This window comes from Leucobacter luti (assembly GCF_050310065.1).
GTDB classification, from domain to species: domain Bacteria; phylum Actinomycetota; class Actinomycetes; order Actinomycetales; family Microbacteriaceae; genus Leucobacter; species Leucobacter luti_B.
In genome coordinates, this window is sequence record NZ_CP190007.1 from 1,680,076 (window position 1) to 1,697,329 (window position 17,254).

Annotated in this window: 17 protein-coding genes; 14 read left to right on the plus strand and 3 right to left on the minus strand. The window is 70.9% G+C overall.

Going from position 1 to position 17,254, the window contains the following annotated elements:
* Positions 1-75: 75 nt before the first annotated feature.
* On the plus strand, positions 76-1,023 hold the full coding sequence (locus ACOPJ3_RS07715; protein ID WP_427868615.1) for a tyrosine recombinase XerC: 948 nt from the start codon (positions 76-78) through the stop codon (positions 1,021-1,023).
* 23 nt (positions 1,024-1,046) lie between these two features.
* On the opposite strand, the gene ACOPJ3_RS07720 is transcribed toward ACOPJ3_RS07715, so the two are convergent.
* Positions 1,047-1,571 carry a peptidoglycan DD-metalloendopeptidase family protein gene (locus ACOPJ3_RS07720; RefSeq protein WP_427868616.1) on the minus strand — a complete coding sequence of 175 codons (525 nt, stop codon included), beginning with the start codon at positions 1,569-1,571 and terminating at the stop codon, positions 1,047-1,049.
* Positions 1,572-1,900: 329 nt separating this feature from the next.
* On the opposite strand from ACOPJ3_RS07720, the gene rpsB reads away from it, so the two are divergent.
* The 8 genes from rpsB (at position 1,901) to ACOPJ3_RS07760 (ending at position 7,691) form a co-directional block, all read left to right on the plus strand.
* Positions 1,901-2,779 (plus strand): 30S ribosomal protein S2, encoded by an 879-nt coding sequence (gene rpsB, locus ACOPJ3_RS07725; RefSeq protein WP_427868617.1) that lies wholly within the window; start codon positions 1,901-1,903, stop codon positions 2,777-2,779.
* Between the two features lie 36 nt (positions 2,780-2,815).
* Positions 2,816-3,646, plus strand: a complete 831-nt coding sequence (gene tsf / locus ACOPJ3_RS07730) for a translation elongation factor Ts (protein WP_427868618.1) — start codon at positions 2,816-2,818, stop codon at positions 3,644-3,646.
* 167 nt (positions 3,647-3,813) lie between these two features.
* On the plus strand, positions 3,814-4,530 hold the full coding sequence (gene pyrH / locus ACOPJ3_RS07735; protein ID WP_427868619.1) for a UMP kinase: 717 nt from the start codon (positions 3,814-3,816) through the stop codon (positions 4,528-4,530).
* Positions 4,531-4,586: 56 nt separating this feature from the next.
* The gene (gene frr, locus ACOPJ3_RS07740) at positions 4,587-5,141 is read left to right on the plus strand and encodes a ribosome recycling factor (RefSeq protein WP_427871186.1); all 555 of its coding nucleotides are present in this window, start codon (positions 4,587-4,589) and stop codon (positions 5,139-5,141) included.
* A 4-nt stretch (positions 5,142-5,145) separates the two neighbouring features.
* Positions 5,146-6,063, plus strand: a complete 918-nt coding sequence (locus tag ACOPJ3_RS07745) for a phosphatidate cytidylyltransferase (protein WP_427868620.1) — start codon at positions 5,146-5,148, stop codon at positions 6,061-6,063.
* Positions 6,064-6,113: 50 nt separating this feature from the next.
* A complete protein-coding gene (locus ACOPJ3_RS07750) occupies positions 6,114-6,668 on the plus strand; it encodes a DivIVA domain-containing protein (RefSeq protein WP_427868621.1) in 555 nt (184 codons plus the stop codon).
* Positions 6,669-6,756: 88 nt separating this feature from the next.
* A complete protein-coding gene (locus ACOPJ3_RS07755; RefSeq protein ID WP_427868622.1) occupies positions 6,757-7,389 on the plus strand; it encodes a transglycosylase SLT domain-containing protein in 633 nt (210 codons plus the stop codon).
* A 20-nt stretch (positions 7,390-7,409) separates the two neighbouring features.
* Entirely contained in the window at positions 7,410-7,691 is a 282-nt protein-coding gene (locus tag ACOPJ3_RS07760) for an ATP/GTP-binding protein (RefSeq protein ID WP_427868623.1), read from the plus strand.
* 187 nt (positions 7,692-7,878) lie between these two features.
* Here the strand turns inward: ACOPJ3_RS07760 and ACOPJ3_RS07765 are convergent, their stop codons facing one another.
* Positions 7,879-8,412, minus strand: a complete 534-nt coding sequence (locus ACOPJ3_RS07765; protein ID WP_427868624.1) for a ribonuclease H family protein — start codon at positions 8,410-8,412, stop codon at positions 7,879-7,881.
* 72 nt (positions 8,413-8,484) lie between these two features.
* On the opposite strand from ACOPJ3_RS07765, the gene ACOPJ3_RS07770 reads away from it, so the two are divergent.
* Positions 8,485-9,228 carry an alpha/beta hydrolase gene (locus ACOPJ3_RS07770; protein ID WP_427868625.1) on the plus strand — a complete coding sequence of 248 codons (744 nt, stop codon included), beginning with the start codon at positions 8,485-8,487 and terminating at the stop codon, positions 9,226-9,228.
* A 32-nt stretch (positions 9,229-9,260) separates the two neighbouring features.
* Positions 9,261-9,725, plus strand: coding sequence for a hypothetical protein (locus ACOPJ3_RS07775; protein WP_427868626.1), 465 nt, complete (start codon positions 9,261-9,263; stop codon positions 9,723-9,725).
* 218 nt (positions 9,726-9,943) lie between these two features.
* Here ACOPJ3_RS07775 and ACOPJ3_RS07780 read toward each other — a convergent pair whose 3' ends face one another.
* Entirely contained in the window at positions 9,944-12,829 is a 2,886-nt protein-coding gene (locus ACOPJ3_RS07780) for a hypothetical protein (protein WP_427868627.1), read from the minus strand.
* 236 nt (positions 12,830-13,065) lie between these two features.
* On the opposite strand from ACOPJ3_RS07780, the gene ACOPJ3_RS07785 reads away from it, so the two are divergent.
* The 3 genes from ACOPJ3_RS07785 to ACOPJ3_RS07795 are packed head-to-tail and all read left to right on the plus strand — an operon-like array spanning position 13,066 to position 17,253.
* Positions 13,066-15,054, plus strand: a complete 1,989-nt coding sequence (locus ACOPJ3_RS07785) for a glycosyltransferase (protein WP_427868628.1) — start codon at positions 13,066-13,068, stop codon at positions 15,052-15,054.
* Positions 15,055-15,059: 5 nt separating this feature from the next.
* The gene (locus ACOPJ3_RS07790; RefSeq protein WP_427868629.1) at positions 15,060-16,046 is read left to right on the plus strand and encodes a tetratricopeptide repeat protein; all 987 of its coding nucleotides are present in this window, start codon (positions 15,060-15,062) and stop codon (positions 16,044-16,046) included.
* Positions 16,047-16,056: 10 nt separating this feature from the next.
* On the plus strand, positions 16,057-17,253 hold the full coding sequence (locus tag ACOPJ3_RS07795) for a cysteine desulfurase family protein (RefSeq protein WP_427868630.1): 1,197 nt from the start codon (positions 16,057-16,059) through the stop codon (positions 17,251-17,253).
* The last annotated feature ends 1 nt before the right edge of the window (position 17,254 follow it).

Below are 17,254 nucleotides of genomic sequence, written 5' to 3' on the forward strand. Positions count from 1 at the left end.
GAGTGGACGCGCCCGATCGGTGCGGGTACGGAGTGGGGCCCGACGCGCGGCGGCGGAGGCGAGAGAATGGGGGGCATGCGGATCGACCAGGCCACCACGCGCTTTCTCGCGGCCGTGGAGCACGAGTACGGGTACTCGGAGCACACGGTGCGCGCCTACCGCCGCGACCTCGCCGACCTCGCCGACTACGCGGAGGCCGCGGGCGCCACCGAACTCGCGGCGTGCGACCTCGAGCTCATGCGCGGCTGGCTGTGGGACCGGCAGCAGCGGGGACTCGCCGCGACCACCCTCGCCCGCAACGTCGCCACCCTCAAATCGTTCGGGGCATGGCTCGAACGCGGCGGCCACGTGCCGGGCAACCCGGCATCACGGCTGCGCTCGCCGAAAGCACCGCGCGAACTCCCGCGCGTGCTCGCCGACGAGCAAATCACCCGCATCCTCGACCGCGCCGAGCGCAGGGCCGCAGACGGCGACCCGGCCCACCTCCGCGACCGCGCGATCCTCGAACTCCTCTACGCCTCAGCCCTCCGCGTCTCCGAGCTCTGCACGCTCCCGCTCTCCGGCCTCGACCGCCGCGAGCGCATCGTGCGCGTGCTCGGCAAAGGCGGTAAGGAGCGGGTCGTCCCGCTCGGAGCGCCCGCCGCCCGCGCGCTCGAGGACTACCTCGCGGCAGGCCGCCAAGCCCTCGCGGAGCGCGCGGCCGAGCGTGGAGCCGAGCGCGCGGCGGGCGCGGGATCCGGATCCGAACCCCCGCTCTTCCTCGGCAACCGCGGCGGCAAGCTCACCACGAACGCCGTCTACCGGCTCGTCGCCCGCGAGCTCGAGCAAGAGCCGGGCGGCGGACCGCGCGGCCCGCACACGCTCAGGCACACCGCCGCAACGCACCTCCTCGACGGCGGCGCCGACCTGCGCGTGGTCCAGGAGATGCTCGGCCACTCGAGCCTCGCGAGCACCCAGGTCTACACCCACGTCTCCACCGAGCGACTCGCCGAGCGCTACCGGCAGGCGCACCCACGCGCCTGACCCGCGCCTCCGAGCGCCGCCCGCTACCAGGGCAGCAGCCTCGCGCGCCCCGCGTAGAAAGGAAACGGGTCGACGTAGCTGCCGTCCACCCGGACGCCGAGGTGCACGCAGCGCCCGTCGCAGTCGCCGCCCCGCGACACCTCGCCGAGGAGCTCGCCCGCCTCGACCCGCGCGCCCTCCGGGTGCGCGCCGGCCACCGGGTGCATCGAGAGCAGGGTGCGGTCGTCGATCCGGATCGTCACGACGGCCCGCCCCGCGACCTGGCCGGAGAAGTGGACGGTGCCGCCCACTGGCGCGAGCACCGGCTCACGGGGCAGCGCGCGCAGGTCGATACCGCGGTGCCCCGGGCCGTACTCGTGCGCGGGAGCGACGAAGGGGCGCAGCACCTCGATGGGGAAGCCGGTCGGCGGCAGCCAGGACCACGCGCCGGGGGAGTCCGCGGCAGCGCGGGCGGCGGTCCCGCCAGCGGCGGCACCGGAGGCAGAGGCGAGGCCGACGAGCAGGGCCAGCGTGACGGCCAGAAGCGCGGAGAGGATGCGGGGTCTCATGCGAGCAGTGTGGCGCGCGCGGCCGTGCGCCGGCCGACGCCGGGCGCGATCCGGGGCAGACTGTGGAGAGACGGCCCGCGACCCCCGGTTGTGGACGAAGATCCTGGGCGAGTCGCGGTGCCCAACGAGGCGCCCGCGGGTGCTACACTGGATCGGCGCCTCGAAAGAGGTGACTTCGCGTGCCCACTCACCGGAGAACGCCACCGGTCCCCATCCTCTCGGCTGGGGCGGCGAGACCCGAGGGCACCAGGATCTGGCCGCACCCGCGGCCGATGACAAACCGCAAACGCGTGCCCGCGAGGGCGCGCAATATCAGAAGGAGACCGGCAATGGCCGTCGTCACCATGCGCCAGCTGCTCGACAGCGGCGTCCACTTCGGACACCAGACCCGCCGTTGGAACCCGAAGATGAAGCGCTTCATCTTCACCGAGCGCTCGGGCATCTACATCATCGACCTCCAGCAGTCGCTCGGCTACATCGACGCTGCCTACGAGTTCGTCAAGCAGACCGTCGCACGCGGCGGCAACATCCTCTTCGTCGGCACGAAGAAGCAGGCCCAGGAGGCCATCGCCGAGCAGGCGACCCGCGTCAACCAGCCCTACGTCAACCAGCGCTGGCTCGGCGGCCTCCTCACGAACTTCCAGACGGTCACCGGCCGCCTGGAGCGCATGAAGGAGCTCGAGCAGCTCGACTTCGAGGGCACCACGAGCGGCTTCACCAAGAAGGAGCTCCTCCTCAAGAAGCGCGAGCTCGAGAAGCTGCAGAAGTCGCTCGGCGGCATCCGCAACATGACCAAGACGCCCTCGGCGATCTGGGTTGTGGACACCAAGAAGGAGCACCTCGCGATCGACGAGGCGAAGAAGCTCGGGATCCCCGTGATCGCGATCCTCGACACCAACTGCGATCCCGACGAGGTCACCTACCCGATCCCGGGCAACGACGACGCGATCCGCTCGGTCGCGCTGCTCACCCGCGTGATCGCCGACGCCGCGGCTGAGGGCCTCATGGAGCGCCACCAGAAGCCCGAGGCCGGCGAGGCAGCGGCTGAGCCGCTCGCCGAGTGGGAGGTCGAGCTCCTGGGCGCCGAGAAGGGCGAGCTGGCCGAGAAGGCCGAGGAGCCCGCCGCTGAGGCACCCGCCGAGGCTGAGGCCGCCGCCGAGGCGCCCGCCGAGGCCGAGGTTGCCGCCGAGGCACCCGCCGCCGAGTAATCGAATTCGACGAACGACCTATCTAAGGAGTCACACATGGCTGCAGTAAGCATGGCCGCTGTGAAGGAGCTGCGCGAGCGTCTCGGCGCCGGCATGCTCGATAGCAAGAACGCCCTCATCGAGGCGGAAGGCGACATCGAGAAGGCGATCGAGATCCTGCGTCTCAAGGGCCTCAAAGGCGTCGCCAAGCGCGGCGACCGCGAGGCGAGCGAGGGCCTCGTCGCGGTCAAGCAGACCGACGGCGCTGCCACGATGATCGAGCTCGTCTGCGAGACCGACTTCGTCGCGAAGAACGAGAAGTTCATCGCCCTCGCCGACCGCGTGCTCGAGGCCATCGCGGCCGCGGGCGCCGCCGACGTCGAGGCAGCCTCGGCTGCCCCGCTCGAGGGCAAGACCGTTGGCGAGATCGTCACCGACGAGGCCGCCATCATCGGCGAGCGCATCGTGCTCCGCAAGGTGACCCGCGTCGAGGCCCCCTCGACCTCGGTCTACCTGCACCGCACCTCGAAGGATCTGCCCCCGCAGATCGGCGTGGTCGTGGGCTACGAGGGCGACGACGCTGACGCAGCGCTCTCGATCGCTCGCCACATCTCGTTCGCCGACCCGCTCTACGTCACCCGCGAGGAGGTCCCCGCGGCTGACGTCGAGAAGGAGCGCGAGATCGTCACCGAGATCTCCAAGAACGAGGGCAAGCCCGAGGCTGCGCTCCCGAAGATCGTCGAGGGACGCCTGAACGCGTTCTTCAAGCAGGTCGTGCTCAACGAGCAGGCCCACGCGCTCGACGACGAGAAGCGCGACGTGAAGAAGGTCGCCGACGCGGCCGGCATCACCGTCACCGGCTTCGCACGCAGCAAGGTCGGCGCCTAGCCGATTTCCACAGGACCCGGGCCGATTCGGCCCGGGTCCTGTGCTGTGTCGGCACTATCATGGCCTGAGCCGACATCGTTCCCCTGCGCCCGACGGCGGCCACGGGGGAGCGAGGGCCGATCCCGAGTCTGAGACTTCCCCAAGCACCCGTCGAAGGAGAACACCACATGTCCGAGACCCCCCGCAAGCGCCGCGTCCTGCTCAAGCTCTCGGGAGAGGCGTTCGGAGGTGGCACCCTCGGCGTAAACCCCGACGTCGTGAGCCAGATCGCTCGGGAGATCGCCGCGGCCATGGAGCACGCCGAGGTCGCGGTCGTCGTCGGCGGCGGCAACTTCTTCCGCGGCGCCGAGCTCTCGCAGCGCGGCATGGATCGCGCACGCGCCGACTACATGGGCATGCTCGGCACCGTCATGAACGCCCTCGCCCTGCAGGACTTCCTCGAGCAGGCCGGCGTCTCCAGCCGCGTCCAGTCGGCCATCACGATGACGCAGGTCGCAGAGACCTACATCCCGCTCCGCGCGATCCGGCACCTGGAGAAGGGCCGCGTCGTGATCTTCGGCGCCGGCGCAGGCCTCCCGTACTTCTCGACCGACACGGTCGCCGCCCAGCGCGCCCTCGAGATCCACGCCGACGAGGTGCTCGTCGCGAAGAACGGCGTCGACGGCGTCTACACGGCAGATCCCAACAAGGATCCCGACGCCACCCTGATCGACGAGATCACCTACAACGACGCCCTCGTGCGCGGCCTCAAGGTCGTCGACTCGACCTCGTTCAGCCTCTGCATGGACAACGGCATGCCGATGCGCGTGTTCGGCATGGAGCCCGCCGGGAACGTCACGGAGGCGATCAAGGGCAGCAAGCTCGGCACGCTCGTGCACCGCTGAGCGGCCCCCGCCCCGCTAAGCTTGAATGAATCGTGAACAGCAGTAAGGAGCACACCGTGATCGAAGAGGTCTTCGCCGACGTCAAGGACCGCATGACCAAGGCGGTCGATGCCGCGAAGGACGGCTTCGCCACCGTGCGCACCGGGCGCGCAAACCCCGCCCTGCTGCAGAACGTGCAGGTCGACTACTACGGCACGCCGACCCCGCTGTCGCAGCTCGCCTCCGTGCAGAACCAGGACGCGCGCAGCCTCCTCATCACGCCCTACGACAAGGGCGCGATGAAGGACATCGAGCAGGCCATCCGCGACATGCCGAACCTGGGCGCGAACCCCACGAACGACGGCACGGTCATCCGCGTGACGCTGCCCGAGCTCACGGCCGAGCGACGCAAGGAGTTCGTGAAGATCGTGAAGGGCCGTGCGGAGGACGCGAAGGTCGCGATCCGCAACGTCCGCCGCTCCGGCAAGGACGACCTCGATGCGCTCAAGAGCGAGATCGGCGAGGACGAGGTCTCGCGCGCCGAGAAGGAGCTCGAGGCCGTCACGAAGCAGTTCATCGACCAGGTCGACGACGCGCTCAAGCGCAAAGAAGCAGAGCTCCTGGAGGTCTAATCGCATGACCGGCTCAGAGAGGCGCGGCGAGATCCGCGCGCATCTCGAGAACCGGCGCGCTCAGCTCGAGGCGACGAACGCCCGGATCGAGGAGAAGGCGGGGAGAAACCTCTTCTTCGCCATCCTCTCCGGGCTCGTCTTCGGCGGGATCTTCCTGGCGAGCCTGTTCCTGGTGAAGGACGTGTTCGTCGCGCTCGTCGGGGTGATCGTCGTGGTCGCGCTCGTCGAGCTCGCGACCGCGTTCCGCACCGCCGGCCGCCGCGTTCCGCGCGTGGGCGTCGCCCTCGGCGGTCTCGTGATCGTCGCCGGGGCCTACTTCTGGGGCGCCGAGGGGATGCTCCTCGGGCTCTTCGCCGGCTCCGCGCTGCTCACGGTCTGGCGCCTCGTCGAGGGCCTCGTGCCGGCGTGGGAGACGCCACCGCGCACGCTCGTGCGCGACGTGTTTTCCGGGCTGTTCACGCTCGTCTACGTCGGCTTCCTCGCCTCCTTCACGGTGCTGCTCATCCCGGCCGAGCGCGGCGAGTGGTGGGTCTTCGCCCTCGTGCTCATCGTCGTCTCCGTCGACGTCGGGGCGTACGCGGCGGGCGTGACCCTCGGCAAGCACAAGATGACGCCCCGGATCAGCCCCAACAAGACGTGGGAGGGCTTTGCGGGGGCCGCGATCGTGGCGATGGGCGTGGGTGTCGGCGTGTCGCTGCTCGCGCTGCAGCAGCCCTGGTGGGTCGGGATCCTGCTCGGGATCGTGGTGCTCTTCACCGCGACCGGGGGCGATCTCACGGAATCACTGATCAAGCGCAACCTGGGAGTGAAAGACATGAGCTCGTGGATCCCGGGCCACGGTGGCTTCCTCGACCGGCTCGATTCGCTGCTGCCCTCCGCGGTCGGAGTGTTCGGCGTGGCGCTCGCGTTGGGAGTGGTGTGATGGCGGCGGACTCTCAGGGGCGGAGGCGACGCTCGGGGCAGAATGGTCCGGTGCAAACGTCATTTCCGCTCGCAACAGGATCTCAGCTCGGCTACAGCCAGGAGCAGGTCGACGCGTTCCTTGAGCGCGCCCGCAGCACCTATGACGGCGCCTCGGAAGACGGGCCGATCATGACATCAGAGGGCGTGCGCCAGATGGCGTTCCCGGTGAAGCGCGGCGGCTACTCCGCACGCTACGTCGACGCGGCGATGGACCGCCTCGAGGAGGTCTTCTACGAGCGAGAGCGCCGCGCCCGCGTTCGCTCCGAGGGTGAGGACGCGTGGTGGGACGAGACCCGCCAGCTGCTCTCCGAGGTGCGCGGCCGCATGCAGCGACCCAGGGGCCAGCGCTTCCGCAGGCGCGGGATCTTCGCGACCGGCTACCGTCGCTCGCAGGTCGACGCGTTCCTGGATCGCGTCTCCGAGATGTTCGAGCGCCGCGAGATCGCGCTCCAGCCGAGCGACGTGCGCGACGTGGTCTTCCACCCGCAGTGGCGCGGATACGACGAGGACCAGGTCGACGCCCTGCTCGACGGCGTCGTGGAGCTGATCCTCGCGACGCGCTGAGCGGGCAGGCCGTGTGCTGCATGCCGCATCAAAGAATTTTCCTGAGGTCGTTGAAGGACCTCGATCGCTGAGATAGAATCGTTATATTGTGTCTGCTTCTTACCGCGCCCCCGTCACCCGTTGGTCACGTCTTCGAGGACCCGTCGCCGCCGTCGCGGTAGCGGGCATTTTCGGCACCGCCGTCGTCGCGCCGTTCGCGATGCCGAGCGCGCCGGCCGAGGCAGAGTCGTTCGCTTTCCAGGAGCGCATCCACCAGCAGTTCACGCCCAACGCGTCTGACGAGGCGGACCTCGTGTACGCGGATATCCCGATCGAGAAGCTTCCCGATCCGAAGCCGAAGCCCGCTCCGAAGCCGGCCGAGGAGGAGAAGAAGGACGACACGGGTGGCGACACCGGCGGCACCACGATGCTGAATCCGACGGCGCCCCCGAAGTACTCGGGCGGCGGCGCGCCGGCCGAGTGGATGGCCGCGGCCGGGATCGCCGAGAGCGACTGGCCCTACGTCGACTACATCGCGTCGCGCGAGAGCGGCTGGAACCCGAACGCGACGAACGCGAGCTCGGGCGCCTGCGGGCTGATCCAGGCGCTGCCCTGCAGCAAGGTCCCCGGCAACGGTTACGACCCGGTCGACAACCTGCGCTGGGCGAACGGCTACGCGACCGGCCGCTACGGCAGCTGGGCGGCCGCGTACTCGTTCTGGACCGCAAACCACTGGTGGTAGGCCGGTAGCGGCCAGAACGCATGCCTCGCAAGCATCGTCGCGCCGCAGCCGCGACACCGAATGACGTCACGCGACTCGCCTATGGCGGCGCCAGGAAGGTGACGCGGCGGGGATCCGAGTGGTTCGTGCGCGACATCCCCGCGCACCGCGCGGAGAAGGCGTACCGGTGCCCGGCCTGCGGCACCGACATTCCGCCCGGTCAGGCGCACATCGTCGCGTGGAGCGCCGAGAACTTCTTCGGCGACGCCGCCGCGGTGCGGGATCGCCGGCACTACCACGCGCACTGCTGGCGGATCGGCTAGGCGCCGCCGCCCGCCCCCGGCTGGGCCGCTGCCGCTCGTGCGCAGCAGGCCCTGCCGCCGCGCTCGCTCCGAGTTCTGCGCTCGCTCCTACGTTGAGGCGCGGAATCGTGTGAGCGAGCGCAGATTGCGGAGCGAGCGCCGCGCCCAGCGGGGCGCCGATCACCCCCGCCGAGCGCCGCGCCCGCGCTCAGAACAGTGTGGGCGGCGCCTCGGCCGACGCCTCGGGCTCGAACTCTGCCTGCGGCAGGGGAGCGGCGCCGGCAAGACCCGGCCCGCGCTCCGGATCCCGCGCATCGCGGTAGGCGGTCGCGGCGGCCCGCGCGCGGTCGTCGGCGGCCTCGTTGAGCGGGTGGCCGGCGTGACCCTTCACCCACTCGAACTTCACCTGGCGCCCCGCGAGGGCCTCGTCGAGCTGCTCGAGCAGCTCCCGGTTGAGCACGGGCTTGCCGTCGGCCTTGCGCCAGCCGCGGCGCTTCCAGCCCGGCATCCACTGGGTCACCGAGTTGATCACGTACTGGCTGTCGCACAGGATGTGCAGACCCTCGTCGGCGCGGTCGGCGGTCGCGCGGAGGAGATCCAGCACGGCCATGAGCTCGCCCTGATTGTTCGTCGCCCGCGGCCAGCCGCCAGCCCGCCACTGCGACTCGTCCACCACCCACGCCCAGCCTGCCGGGCCGGGGTTGCCGAGGGCGGATCCGTCTGCTGCTGCGGTGATTGTCATGGGTTCCATCCTGCCAGAGCGGCGCAGCCCGGGCGGCTAGGCTGGTCCGGAGCGGCGACTGAGAGGAACGGCATGGCGGAGATCACGAGTAACACGGTGCTGCGCGCGCGGCGCGAGGAGATCGAGCTGCAGACGGCGGACGGGCTGACGCTCGTCGGCGAGCTCGCCCTGCCCGCAGGCCGGGATCCGAAGGCCACGCTCGTGACCCTTCACCCGCTGCCGACCGCCGGCGGCTTCATGGACTCGCACGTGTTGCGGAAGGCCTCGAACCGGCTCCCGGAGCTCGCGGATCTCGCGGTGCTGCGCTTCAACACGCGCGGCACGAAGTCGCCACGCGGCACGAGCGACGGCGCGTTCGGCGAGGGGATCGAGGAGCGCTTCGACGTCGAGGCCGCCATGCGCTTCGTCGCGGAGCGCGGGCTCCCGAACCCGTGGCTCGTCGGCTGGTCGTTCGGCACCGAGCTTGCCCTGAAGTACGGGCTCGAATACCCGATCCGGGGCGCGATCCTGCTCTCCCCGCCGCTGCACCGGGCAACGCCAGAGGAGGTTGCCACCTGGCAGCCAGCGAGCCCGACGCTCGTCGCGCTGATCCCCGAGCTCGACGACTTCCTGCGGCCCGCGGAGGCCGCCGAGCGCTTCGCGAGCGTGCCGCGTGCGCGCATCGTCGCCGTCGAGGGCGGCCGGCACCTGTGGGTGGGGGAGAAGCAGGTCAGACGGGTGCTCGACGAGATCGTCGAGACCGTGGGCACCGCCGAGACGCCGCTCCCGACCGAGGTCGCCGACGAGCGGCTCGCGACGGTGCCGCCCGCGGCGTGACTGAGACCCGCGGCGTGACTCAGACCCGCGGCGTGACTGAGACCCGCGGCGTGACTGAGACCCGCCGCGTGACTGAGACCCGCCGCGTGACTGTGACCCGCGGCAGCGCCGAGGCGCGAGGCGTCGGCCTGGCGCGGCTGCTCGCGGGCGCCGCGGCCATCGCGGTCCTCGGCTACGCGTACGCCCTGCGTATCGCGGCCGGCGACGGCAGCCCGCTCGACTACTTCGGGTACTTCACGAACCTGAGCAGCCTGCTCGCTGCGGCGATCTGGATCGCATTGGGCGTGTTCGCCTTCCGAGGAGGACGCGACCCCGCATGGCTCGCGACGGCCCGGGGCATCGCGGCGACCTGTCTGCTGCTCGCCGGGGCGCTCGTCTGGGCGCTGTCACGCCTGCCCGGCGTCTTGCGGCGAGACTCGCAGCGCTCAGCCGGAAATCAGCGTTCACATGCAAGTTTTTGGGCAGACAGGCCCTCTGGAACGCAGAACACTGGCTGAGCGCAGGACGCGCGGAGACGCGCAACGGCCCACCTGGCAGCCAGCCGCATCGCCGATGAACACTGACAACTGTTGACGCCCGATTGTGCGGGGTGGGGGAGAGGGGCGTCGGCGTCAGGTGTGAAGACCTCCGGCACAGGATGTGAGTTGCGGAACACCCCACCCTTCCGGAGGACTTCCTTTCGCTCGAGCGTTACCAAGGTCCCCAGGCGTAATACCTAAGAGTCCTTCGACCCACCTTCCGTGACGTGCGCGATTGGCGCCGTCGCGTCGTCCGGGCGTTCGGCCTGATCCTGATCCGGATCCGGATCCGGAGCGGGGCCAGCCTCTTCCTCGTCGCGCTCGCCCGAGAGTGCCGCGGCGACCGGCTGGTCCACGAGGCGCCCGGCGGTGGTGCTCATCTTCTGGGCGTTGGTGATGACCTCGCCGAGGCTCTCGAAGTAGCGTGCGACCGCGCCGCGCTCCACCTTCAGCTGGGTCATGCGGTCCTCCGCTGCGGCGAGCACCTTCGTGGCCCGATCCTCGGCGGCGGTGAACGTGGTGTGGGCGCGGCGCTCCGCTTCGAGCACGATCTCCGCGGCGCGGCGCTCGGCCTCGACTCGCACGTTGCGGGCGTCGTGCGTCGCCTCAGCGGTGATCCGCTCGTACTCCTCGCGCGCGCCCGCGAGCTGCGTGCGGAGTTCCTCGAGCTCCGCCTTCGTCGCTGCGATCTCCTGCTGCGCGGTCTCGGCGGCAGTGCGCTGGCGCTCCGCGAGCTCCTTCTCGAGCTGCTCTCGCTGTTCCGCCGTCGAGGTTGAGAACTCACGCGACTCGGTCTCGATGCGCTCCTGCATGGCGCGCACAGCGTCCTCAGTCTCGGTGCGGAGCGCGTGGATCTTGCCCTCCTCGGCGGCCCGGTACTCGGCAAGCTCCGCCACGGTGTCCGCCCGCAGGAGGTCGGTCTCCTCGGTGACCTCGGCGCGCTTGGCCTCGACCTCGCGCGCGATCGCTGCCTCGTGCTCAGCGCGCTCGCGGGCGAGATCCTCCTCGTGCTGGGCGCGCGCCGCGGCGAGCTCGCGATCGTGTTCCTCGCGCTCCCGTGCGGTGTCGGCCTCCAGCTTCGCGCGCTCGCGCTCCATGCGCAGCTCGAGCTCCTCGCGCTGGATGCCGAGCGACTCCGCCGCCTCTTCTCGCTGGATCCTGAGCCGCTCGCTCTCGGCGGACTGCTCGTCCTTGATGCGCTGGACGTGCTCGGCGAGCGACGCTGCGAGCCGCTCCTCGTGGATCGTCGCCTCGTCGGCGATGCGGGCCTCGTGCTCAGCGCGGCTCCGGCTGAGCTCGTGCTCCTGGGCGCGACGGGCCTCCGCGAGCTCGGTCTCCTGTGCGGAGGCCTCCGCCTCGATCCGTGCGCGGTGGTCATCCCACTCCGCAATGAGACGATCCTGGTGGGCGGCCAGTTCCTCACCGATGCGCGCCTCGTGGCCAGAGCGCTCCGATTCGATGCGCGCCTGGTGGCTTGCGAGCGCGCTCGCGAGTTCCTGCTCCTGCGCGGAACGAGCGTCGAGGAGTTCCTGCTCCTGCGCCTCCCGCTCCTCCTGCAGCGCTGCGTCGTGCACCTCCCGCTCAGAAGCGAGGCGTGATTCGTGCGCCGCGAGCTCATTGGCGAGCCGCTTGTCGTGCTCTTCCCGCTCAAGCGCGAGCGTCGCGTCGTGCGTCTCCCGCTCTGCGGCGATCCGATCGCTGTGCTCGGCAAGCTCGGCAGCAAGGCGTGCCGTCTGTGCCTCGGCCTCGTCGTGCAGCTTGCCCTTGTGGGCAGCGAGCTCGGCCCGCAGGGCACCCTCGTGCTCCTCGCGCTCCATTGCGATCCGGTGCGTGTGCGATGCCAGTTCCTCGGCGATGCGCTCGTCGTGTGCCTCTCGGGCCGAGGTGAGTTCGGCGGTCTGGGCCTCGCGTTCGGCAGCGAGCTCGGCATCGAAGCGCTCGCGCGCGAGCGTGCGATCCTCGAGCGCGGTCGCGTCGGCCCGCTCGCGCTCACGTGCCCCCTGCTCGGCGAGGGTGAGGAGCTCCGCGGCGCTGCTTTCGCGCGCCCGGGCGAGCTCGGCGTCGTGCTCGGCCCGTTCCTGCGCGAGTCGCTCCGCGTGCGCCTTCGCCTCCGCGGCGATGCGCTTGTCATGCGCCTCGCGCTCGCTCGCGATGGCGGCGTCGTGTTCGCTGCGCTCCTGCGCAATGCGCCCGCGGAGCGTCTCGATCTCGGCGGTGAGCTCGCGGCGCTGTGCGTCGATCTCTGCGGCGAGCGTGCGCTCGCGCTCCGTGTAGCGCTCTTCGAGTTCAGCCTCCTCGCGCTGCCGCTTCGCCGCGAATTCCGCGCGGGCGCGCTCGCCCTCGCGCACGAGCCGCGCGCGCTCGAGCTCCGCCTCGCGCTCGCTTTCCGCCTGCTGTCGGGCGAGCGACTCGGCGTGGATCTCGGACTTGGCCTGCAGTTCGGCGGCCTCTGCGCGCGCGGCGCTCGAGAGGCGCTCGGCCTCTGCCTTGGCCTCGGCGAGCGCAGCCTCTGCCTCGCGGTGCGCGGTTTCCCGCGCAGCGATCGCCTCACGCTCGGCTGAGCTGCGCTCGAGCTCTGCCGTGCGGCGAGCCTCATCGAGCAGCCGCTCGCGCTCGGCGTTCGCTGCGGCCGACTGCTCGGCGATGTCATTGCGCGCGCCCGAGATGATGATCTCGGCCTGCTCGTTGGCGGAGGCGAGGAGCTCGTCTGCCGTGCGCTGCGCCTGCGAGAGCACCCGGGCGCACTCGTTCTCACTGGCGCGCCGGATCTTGTCGGCGTCGAGGTCGGCCTGCGCCATGAGCCGCTGCGCGTGATCCTCGGCCACCTTGAGGCTCTTTTCGACCCGCAGGCCGAGGCCGGAGTAACCGGTCGCCCCCAGCTCGGCGACCTGCTCCTGCAGTTCCGCGATCAGCTGCTGCTGCTCCTGGCCGGCCTGCACCGACTGCTTGTGGGCCGCCTCGATCGACTCGAGGTGCGACTGCAGCGTAGCGATGTGGCCGGTGAGCGAGCCGATTCTTTCGTCGACTTCCTCGCGGTTGTAGCCGCGGAAGGCGGGGGAGAACTGCTGGGCTGATTCGGACAATGGCCCTCCGGACATTCGACGAGGCTGCGGGTTCCGCGCCGGCGAAACCCGCGCGGGCATATCTTGGAACATGATAGTTCAATTCGCTATGGTCCGTTCCCCGAGTGTGCCTGGGAGCGGGAGTTCCGAGCGCAATTCAGGGAAGGTCGGGTAGCGTAGAACGCTGAGGTTTCGTGTCCGCGCGCCCTAGAGGCTCTCGGGGCGGCACGGACCACTGCATATGTAGAGGAGCTCCTGTGCGATTTTTCCTTGCGATCGCAACGCTCGTGCTCTCCGGCGTCCTGCTGCTACTGGGACTCGGACAGCGCACCTTTCTCGCCGGGCCGGCTGAGATCAGCTTTCCCGTGGACACCCAGACGGAGACGGGATACGCCGTTGTCGATGGTGCGGAGTTCGCGAAGGTGCCCGGGCAGGCGAACGTCGTCGTCCAGGGAGCACAGGCCTTTGTCGCCACCGGAATGACCCGCGATGTCCACGCCTGGGTCGAGCCGTACTCGCACTCGCAGCTCACGGTCGACCCGACGGGCAAGCGGCTGCTCTCGGCGCTCGTGGCCCCGTCGGTGACGGACGAGGGTGACGCCACAGCCGAGGGCACGACGGACGGCGCCGCACAGGCGAGCGATGAGAAGGACGCCGTCCTTGGCGAGGATCCGCGCGGAAGCGACCTGTGGCTCGAAGAGCGCTCGATCGATGACTCGGGGACCGGCGTCGAAGCGGAAACGCTGCGATTCCCCGTCGCGCTCGCGAAGGATCAGTCGGTCCTGATCGCCTCCAACGGCGCGGATCCGGTGCCCGAGAAGGTTTCCCTCGTGTGGGCGCAGGATCGCCAGACGCCGTGGGCGGGGCCGCTGCTCGTTGCGGGAGCGGTTCTCGCACTCGTGGGCGGCGTGCTCTACCTGCTCGCCGTCGACCACGACCGACGCGGCCTCGGGCCGCGCCGCGGACGCAGGGGCCCGCTGCAGGGCATCAGGAATATGTTCGGAGGACGACGGAGCGGCGGGAAGACCGGTCGCTCGGAAGGGAACGGCGCGAAGGTGCAGGAATCGGGCTCCGGATCTGCCTTCGAGGCGAGCACGGTGCGCCGCGCGCGCAGGCTGGCGCTTCCCGCGATCGGCCTCGCGGTCGGCCTCGGCCTGAGCGGCTGCTCGGCGAACTACTGGCCGCAGACCGGCCCGACCGAAACTCAGGCGACGCCCACCGAGCAGCCGTCGTCGGTTGCCCCCGTGCCCGTCACCGACGGCCAGCTGAGCAACATCGTCAAGCGCGTCGCGGCCGTTGCGAATACCTCGGACGACGAGCTCGACGCCACGAAGCTCGAGGAGCGCTTCTCCGGCGACGCGCTGGCGCAGCGCACCGCGAACTTCAAGATCCGCGAGGCGATGCCGGACTACGCCGTGGTCCCGCCCCGAATCACCGACCAGGAACTCGACTACGAGCTCGTGCAGAGCACCGAGTCCTGGCCGCGCACCATCTTCGTGACGGTCGCCTCGAAGCCCGGCGGCGACAAGGCCGCGGGCGACCAGGCCGCGGGCGATGCGACGGCGGGCGACGCGACGGCGGGCGACGCGCCAGCCGAGGGCGCCGACACCCCGGCTGAGGAGTCGTCTCCCTCGCTCGCACTCGTGCTCACGCAGCAGAATCCCCATGAGAACTACCTGGTCTCCCGTGTGATCTCGCTGCGTGGAGGAATCTCGATGCCCGACGCGGCTCCCGCGGAGGAGGGTACGGCGGTGCTCTCCAACGAGGCAGCGACGCTCGCGATGGCGCCCGGTGAGGTCGGGGCCGCCTACGCGAAGCTGCTCCAGGACGGCACCGAGATCCCGGAGGCCGAGGCCTTCGACCTCACGGCCGACTCGCTGCTCCAGAACTACGGCAAGGCCCGCGCGGCCGCCGCGCAGAAGCAGTCGGACGAGAAGGGTCAGACCATGAAGTTCTCGGTCGCGACCAAGCAGGGCGACACGGCGCCCATCGCGCTGTCGACCGGCGCGGGCGGTGCGCTCGTCGCCACGACCGTGATCGAGGAGCAGGTCGTCGATTCGGCCGGCGGACGCTACAAGCCGCAGGCGAAGGACGCGGTCACGGCGCTCTCCGGACTCGAGGGGGAGCAGGACAAGCTCGTCCAGGAGGTCGCCCACCAGATGCTTTTCTACGTCCCCAGTAAGAGTGAGAACGCGAAGATCCAGCTCCTCGGTGTCACGAGCGAGCTCGTCGGAGTGAGGAACTAATCTCGATGAACCAGCAGATCCCGGATCGTATCCCCGGCGGAGGCATCGACCTCAGCCACCTCGCCGCCAGCAGGCAGGCCGCGGCGCAGGCGGGCCAGCAGGGCCAGCCCGGTCAGCCCTCGGCAGGGGGAGCGCCGGCGCCCGGCCAGGTGGTCGACGTGCCCTCGCTCGTGATCGACGTCACTGACGACACCTTCGAGCAGGCCGCGCAGCTCTCGGCGATCGTCCCCGTCGTCATCGACCTGTGGGCCGAGTGGTGCCAGCCGTGCAAGACGCTCGGCCCCGTGCTCGAGAAGGTCACCGCCGAGTTCGGCGGCCAAGTGCTGCTCGCGAAGGTCGACGTCGACGCGAACCCGGGTCTCGCGCAGGCCTTCCAGGCGCAGTCGATCCCGACCGTCGTCGCCCTCGTCGGCGGCCGCCCGGTGCCGCTCTTCCAGGGGGCCGTGCCGGAGGCGCAGGTGCGCGAGGTGTTCGGGCAGCTGCTGCAGCTCGCCGAGCAGCACGGCGTGACCGGCCGCGTGAACGCCCCCGACATGGGTGAGTCGTCCGACGCGCCGGCCGAGCCCGCGGAGCCGCAGATCCCGGCTGCGCACCTCGCGGCCGTCGAGGCCGCCGAGAGCGGGGACTACGCGAAGGCGGTCGCCGAGTGGGAGGCCGTGCTGCAGAAGGCCCCGGCGGATCACGAGGCGCGCGCCGCGCTCGTGCAGGTCAAACTGCTCCAGCGACTCGACGGCCTCACGGTCGACGAGATCCGGAGCGCCGCGGGCAACGCGCCCGCCGACGTGGATGCGCAGCTCAGGGTCGCGGATCTCGATGTTTCGGGCGGACACGTCGAGGACGCGTTCCTCCGTCTGCTCGAGCTGTTCCCCGAGGCCGACGAGGACGGCCGCGCGAAGATCCGCGAGCGCCTGCTCGAGCTCTTCGAGGTCGTGGGCGTCGCCGATCCCCGCGTGATCGCGGCCCGCGGCCGCCTCGCGAACCTGCTGTACTGATCGGGGCCGCATGACCGAGCGGCGAGCCTATCTAGACCATGCCGCGACCTCCCCGATGCCGGAGGAGGTCATCGCGGCGTACGCCGAGGCGCTCCGCGCGGTCGGCAACCCCGCGTCGATGCACGGCGACGGGCAGCGCGCGAGCGAGCTGCTCGAGACGGCGCGAGACCGGATCGCGGCGGCGCTCGGCGCCGACCGCGCGGAGGTGACGCTCACGAGCGGCGGCACGGAGTCGGTGAACCTCGCGATCAAGGGGATGTTCTGGGCGCGCAGGCGCGCGGGATCCGGCGACGTGATCCTCGTCGCGGACGGCGAGCACCACGCCACGATCGAGGCGGCGGAGTGGCTCCGCGACGCGCAGAGAGCGACCCTCGCCGCGATCCCGATCGACGGCGAGGGACGTATCCGGCCGGACGCCCTGCGCGCCGTGATCGAGCGCATCGGCGCCGAGCGCATCGCGCTCGCGACCTTCCTCTGGGCGAACAACGAGGTCGGCAGCGTGCAGCCCGCCGCGGAGCTGTGCGGGATCGCGGCGTCGTTCGGGATCCCGAGCCACGTCGACGCGGTGTCTGCCCTCGGCCAGCTCCCGGTGGACTTCGCGGGGAGCGGGGCCGCCGCGCTCAGCGTCTCGGCCCACAAGATCGGCGGACCGGTCGGGGTGGGCGCCCTCGTGCTCGGCCGCCACAGCACCGCGGACTCCCTGATCCACGGCGGATCGCAGCAGCGGGCCAGGTCCGGCACGCAGGACGTCGCCGGGGCCGTCGCGTTTGCGGCCGCGCTCGACCGCCAGCTGGGTTCCGGCGCGGGTCCGGATCCGGATCCGCTGCTCGTTGCGACATTGCAGGGGCTCCGAGACGCCCTCGTCGACGGCGTGCGCGCCGCCGTACCCGAGGCCGTGCTGCGCGGCCCGGCCGATCCGGCGTCGCGGCTCCCTGGCAACGCCCACTTCACGTTTCCCGGCTGCCAGGGGGACTCACTGCTCTTCCTGCTGGACGCCGCGGGGATCTCGGCCTCCGTCGGCTCCGCGTGCCAGGCGGGCGTCGCCGAAACCTCGCACGTGCTGCTCGCGATGGGCGTGCCCGAGGAGGAAGCCGCGGGGGCGCTCCGCTTCACGCTCGGCATCGACACGGAGCCCCGCGAGATTGCTGCGCTGATCGACGCGCTCCCGGCCGCGGTGGCCCGCGCCCGAGCGGCTGGGCTCGCGTAGA

What these genes read in the sequence shown, in the direction of transcription:
- ACOPJ3_RS07795 (WP_427868630.1), top strand. Translation starts at nt 16,057, where the DNA reads ATGACCGAGCGGCGAGCCTATCTAGACCATGCCGCGACCTCCCCGATG.
- ACOPJ3_RS07720 (WP_427868616.1), bottom strand. Translation starts at nt 1,571, where the DNA reads ATGAGACCCCGCATCCTCTCCGCGCTTCTGGCCGTCACGCTGGCCCTG.
- pyrH (WP_427868619.1), top strand. Translation starts at nt 3,814, where the DNA reads ATGTCCGAGACCCCCCGCAAGCGCCGCGTCCTGCTCAAGCTCTCGGGA.
- ACOPJ3_RS07790 (WP_427868629.1), top strand. Translation starts at nt 15,060, where the DNA reads ATGAACCAGCAGATCCCGGATCGTATCCCCGGCGGAGGCATCGACCTC.
- ACOPJ3_RS07770 (WP_427868625.1), top strand. Translation starts at nt 8,485, where the DNA reads ATGGCGGAGATCACGAGTAACACGGTGCTGCGCGCGCGGCGCGAGGAG.
- ACOPJ3_RS07715 (WP_427868615.1), top strand. Translation starts at nt 76, where the DNA reads ATGCGGATCGACCAGGCCACCACGCGCTTTCTCGCGGCCGTGGAGCAC.
- ACOPJ3_RS07745 (WP_427868620.1), top strand. Translation starts at nt 5,146, where the DNA reads ATGACCGGCTCAGAGAGGCGCGGCGAGATCCGCGCGCATCTCGAGAAC.
- ACOPJ3_RS07765 (WP_427868624.1), bottom strand. Translation starts at nt 8,412, where the DNA reads ATGACAATCACCGCAGCAGCAGACGGATCCGCCCTCGGCAACCCCGGC.
- rpsB (WP_427868617.1), top strand. Translation starts at nt 1,901, where the DNA reads ATGGCCGTCGTCACCATGCGCCAGCTGCTCGACAGCGGCGTCCACTTC.
- tsf (WP_427868618.1), top strand. Translation starts at nt 2,816, where the DNA reads ATGGCTGCAGTAAGCATGGCCGCTGTGAAGGAGCTGCGCGAGCGTCTC.
- ACOPJ3_RS07760 (WP_427868623.1), top strand. Translation starts at nt 7,410, where the DNA reads ATGCCTCGCAAGCATCGTCGCGCCGCAGCCGCGACACCGAATGACGTC.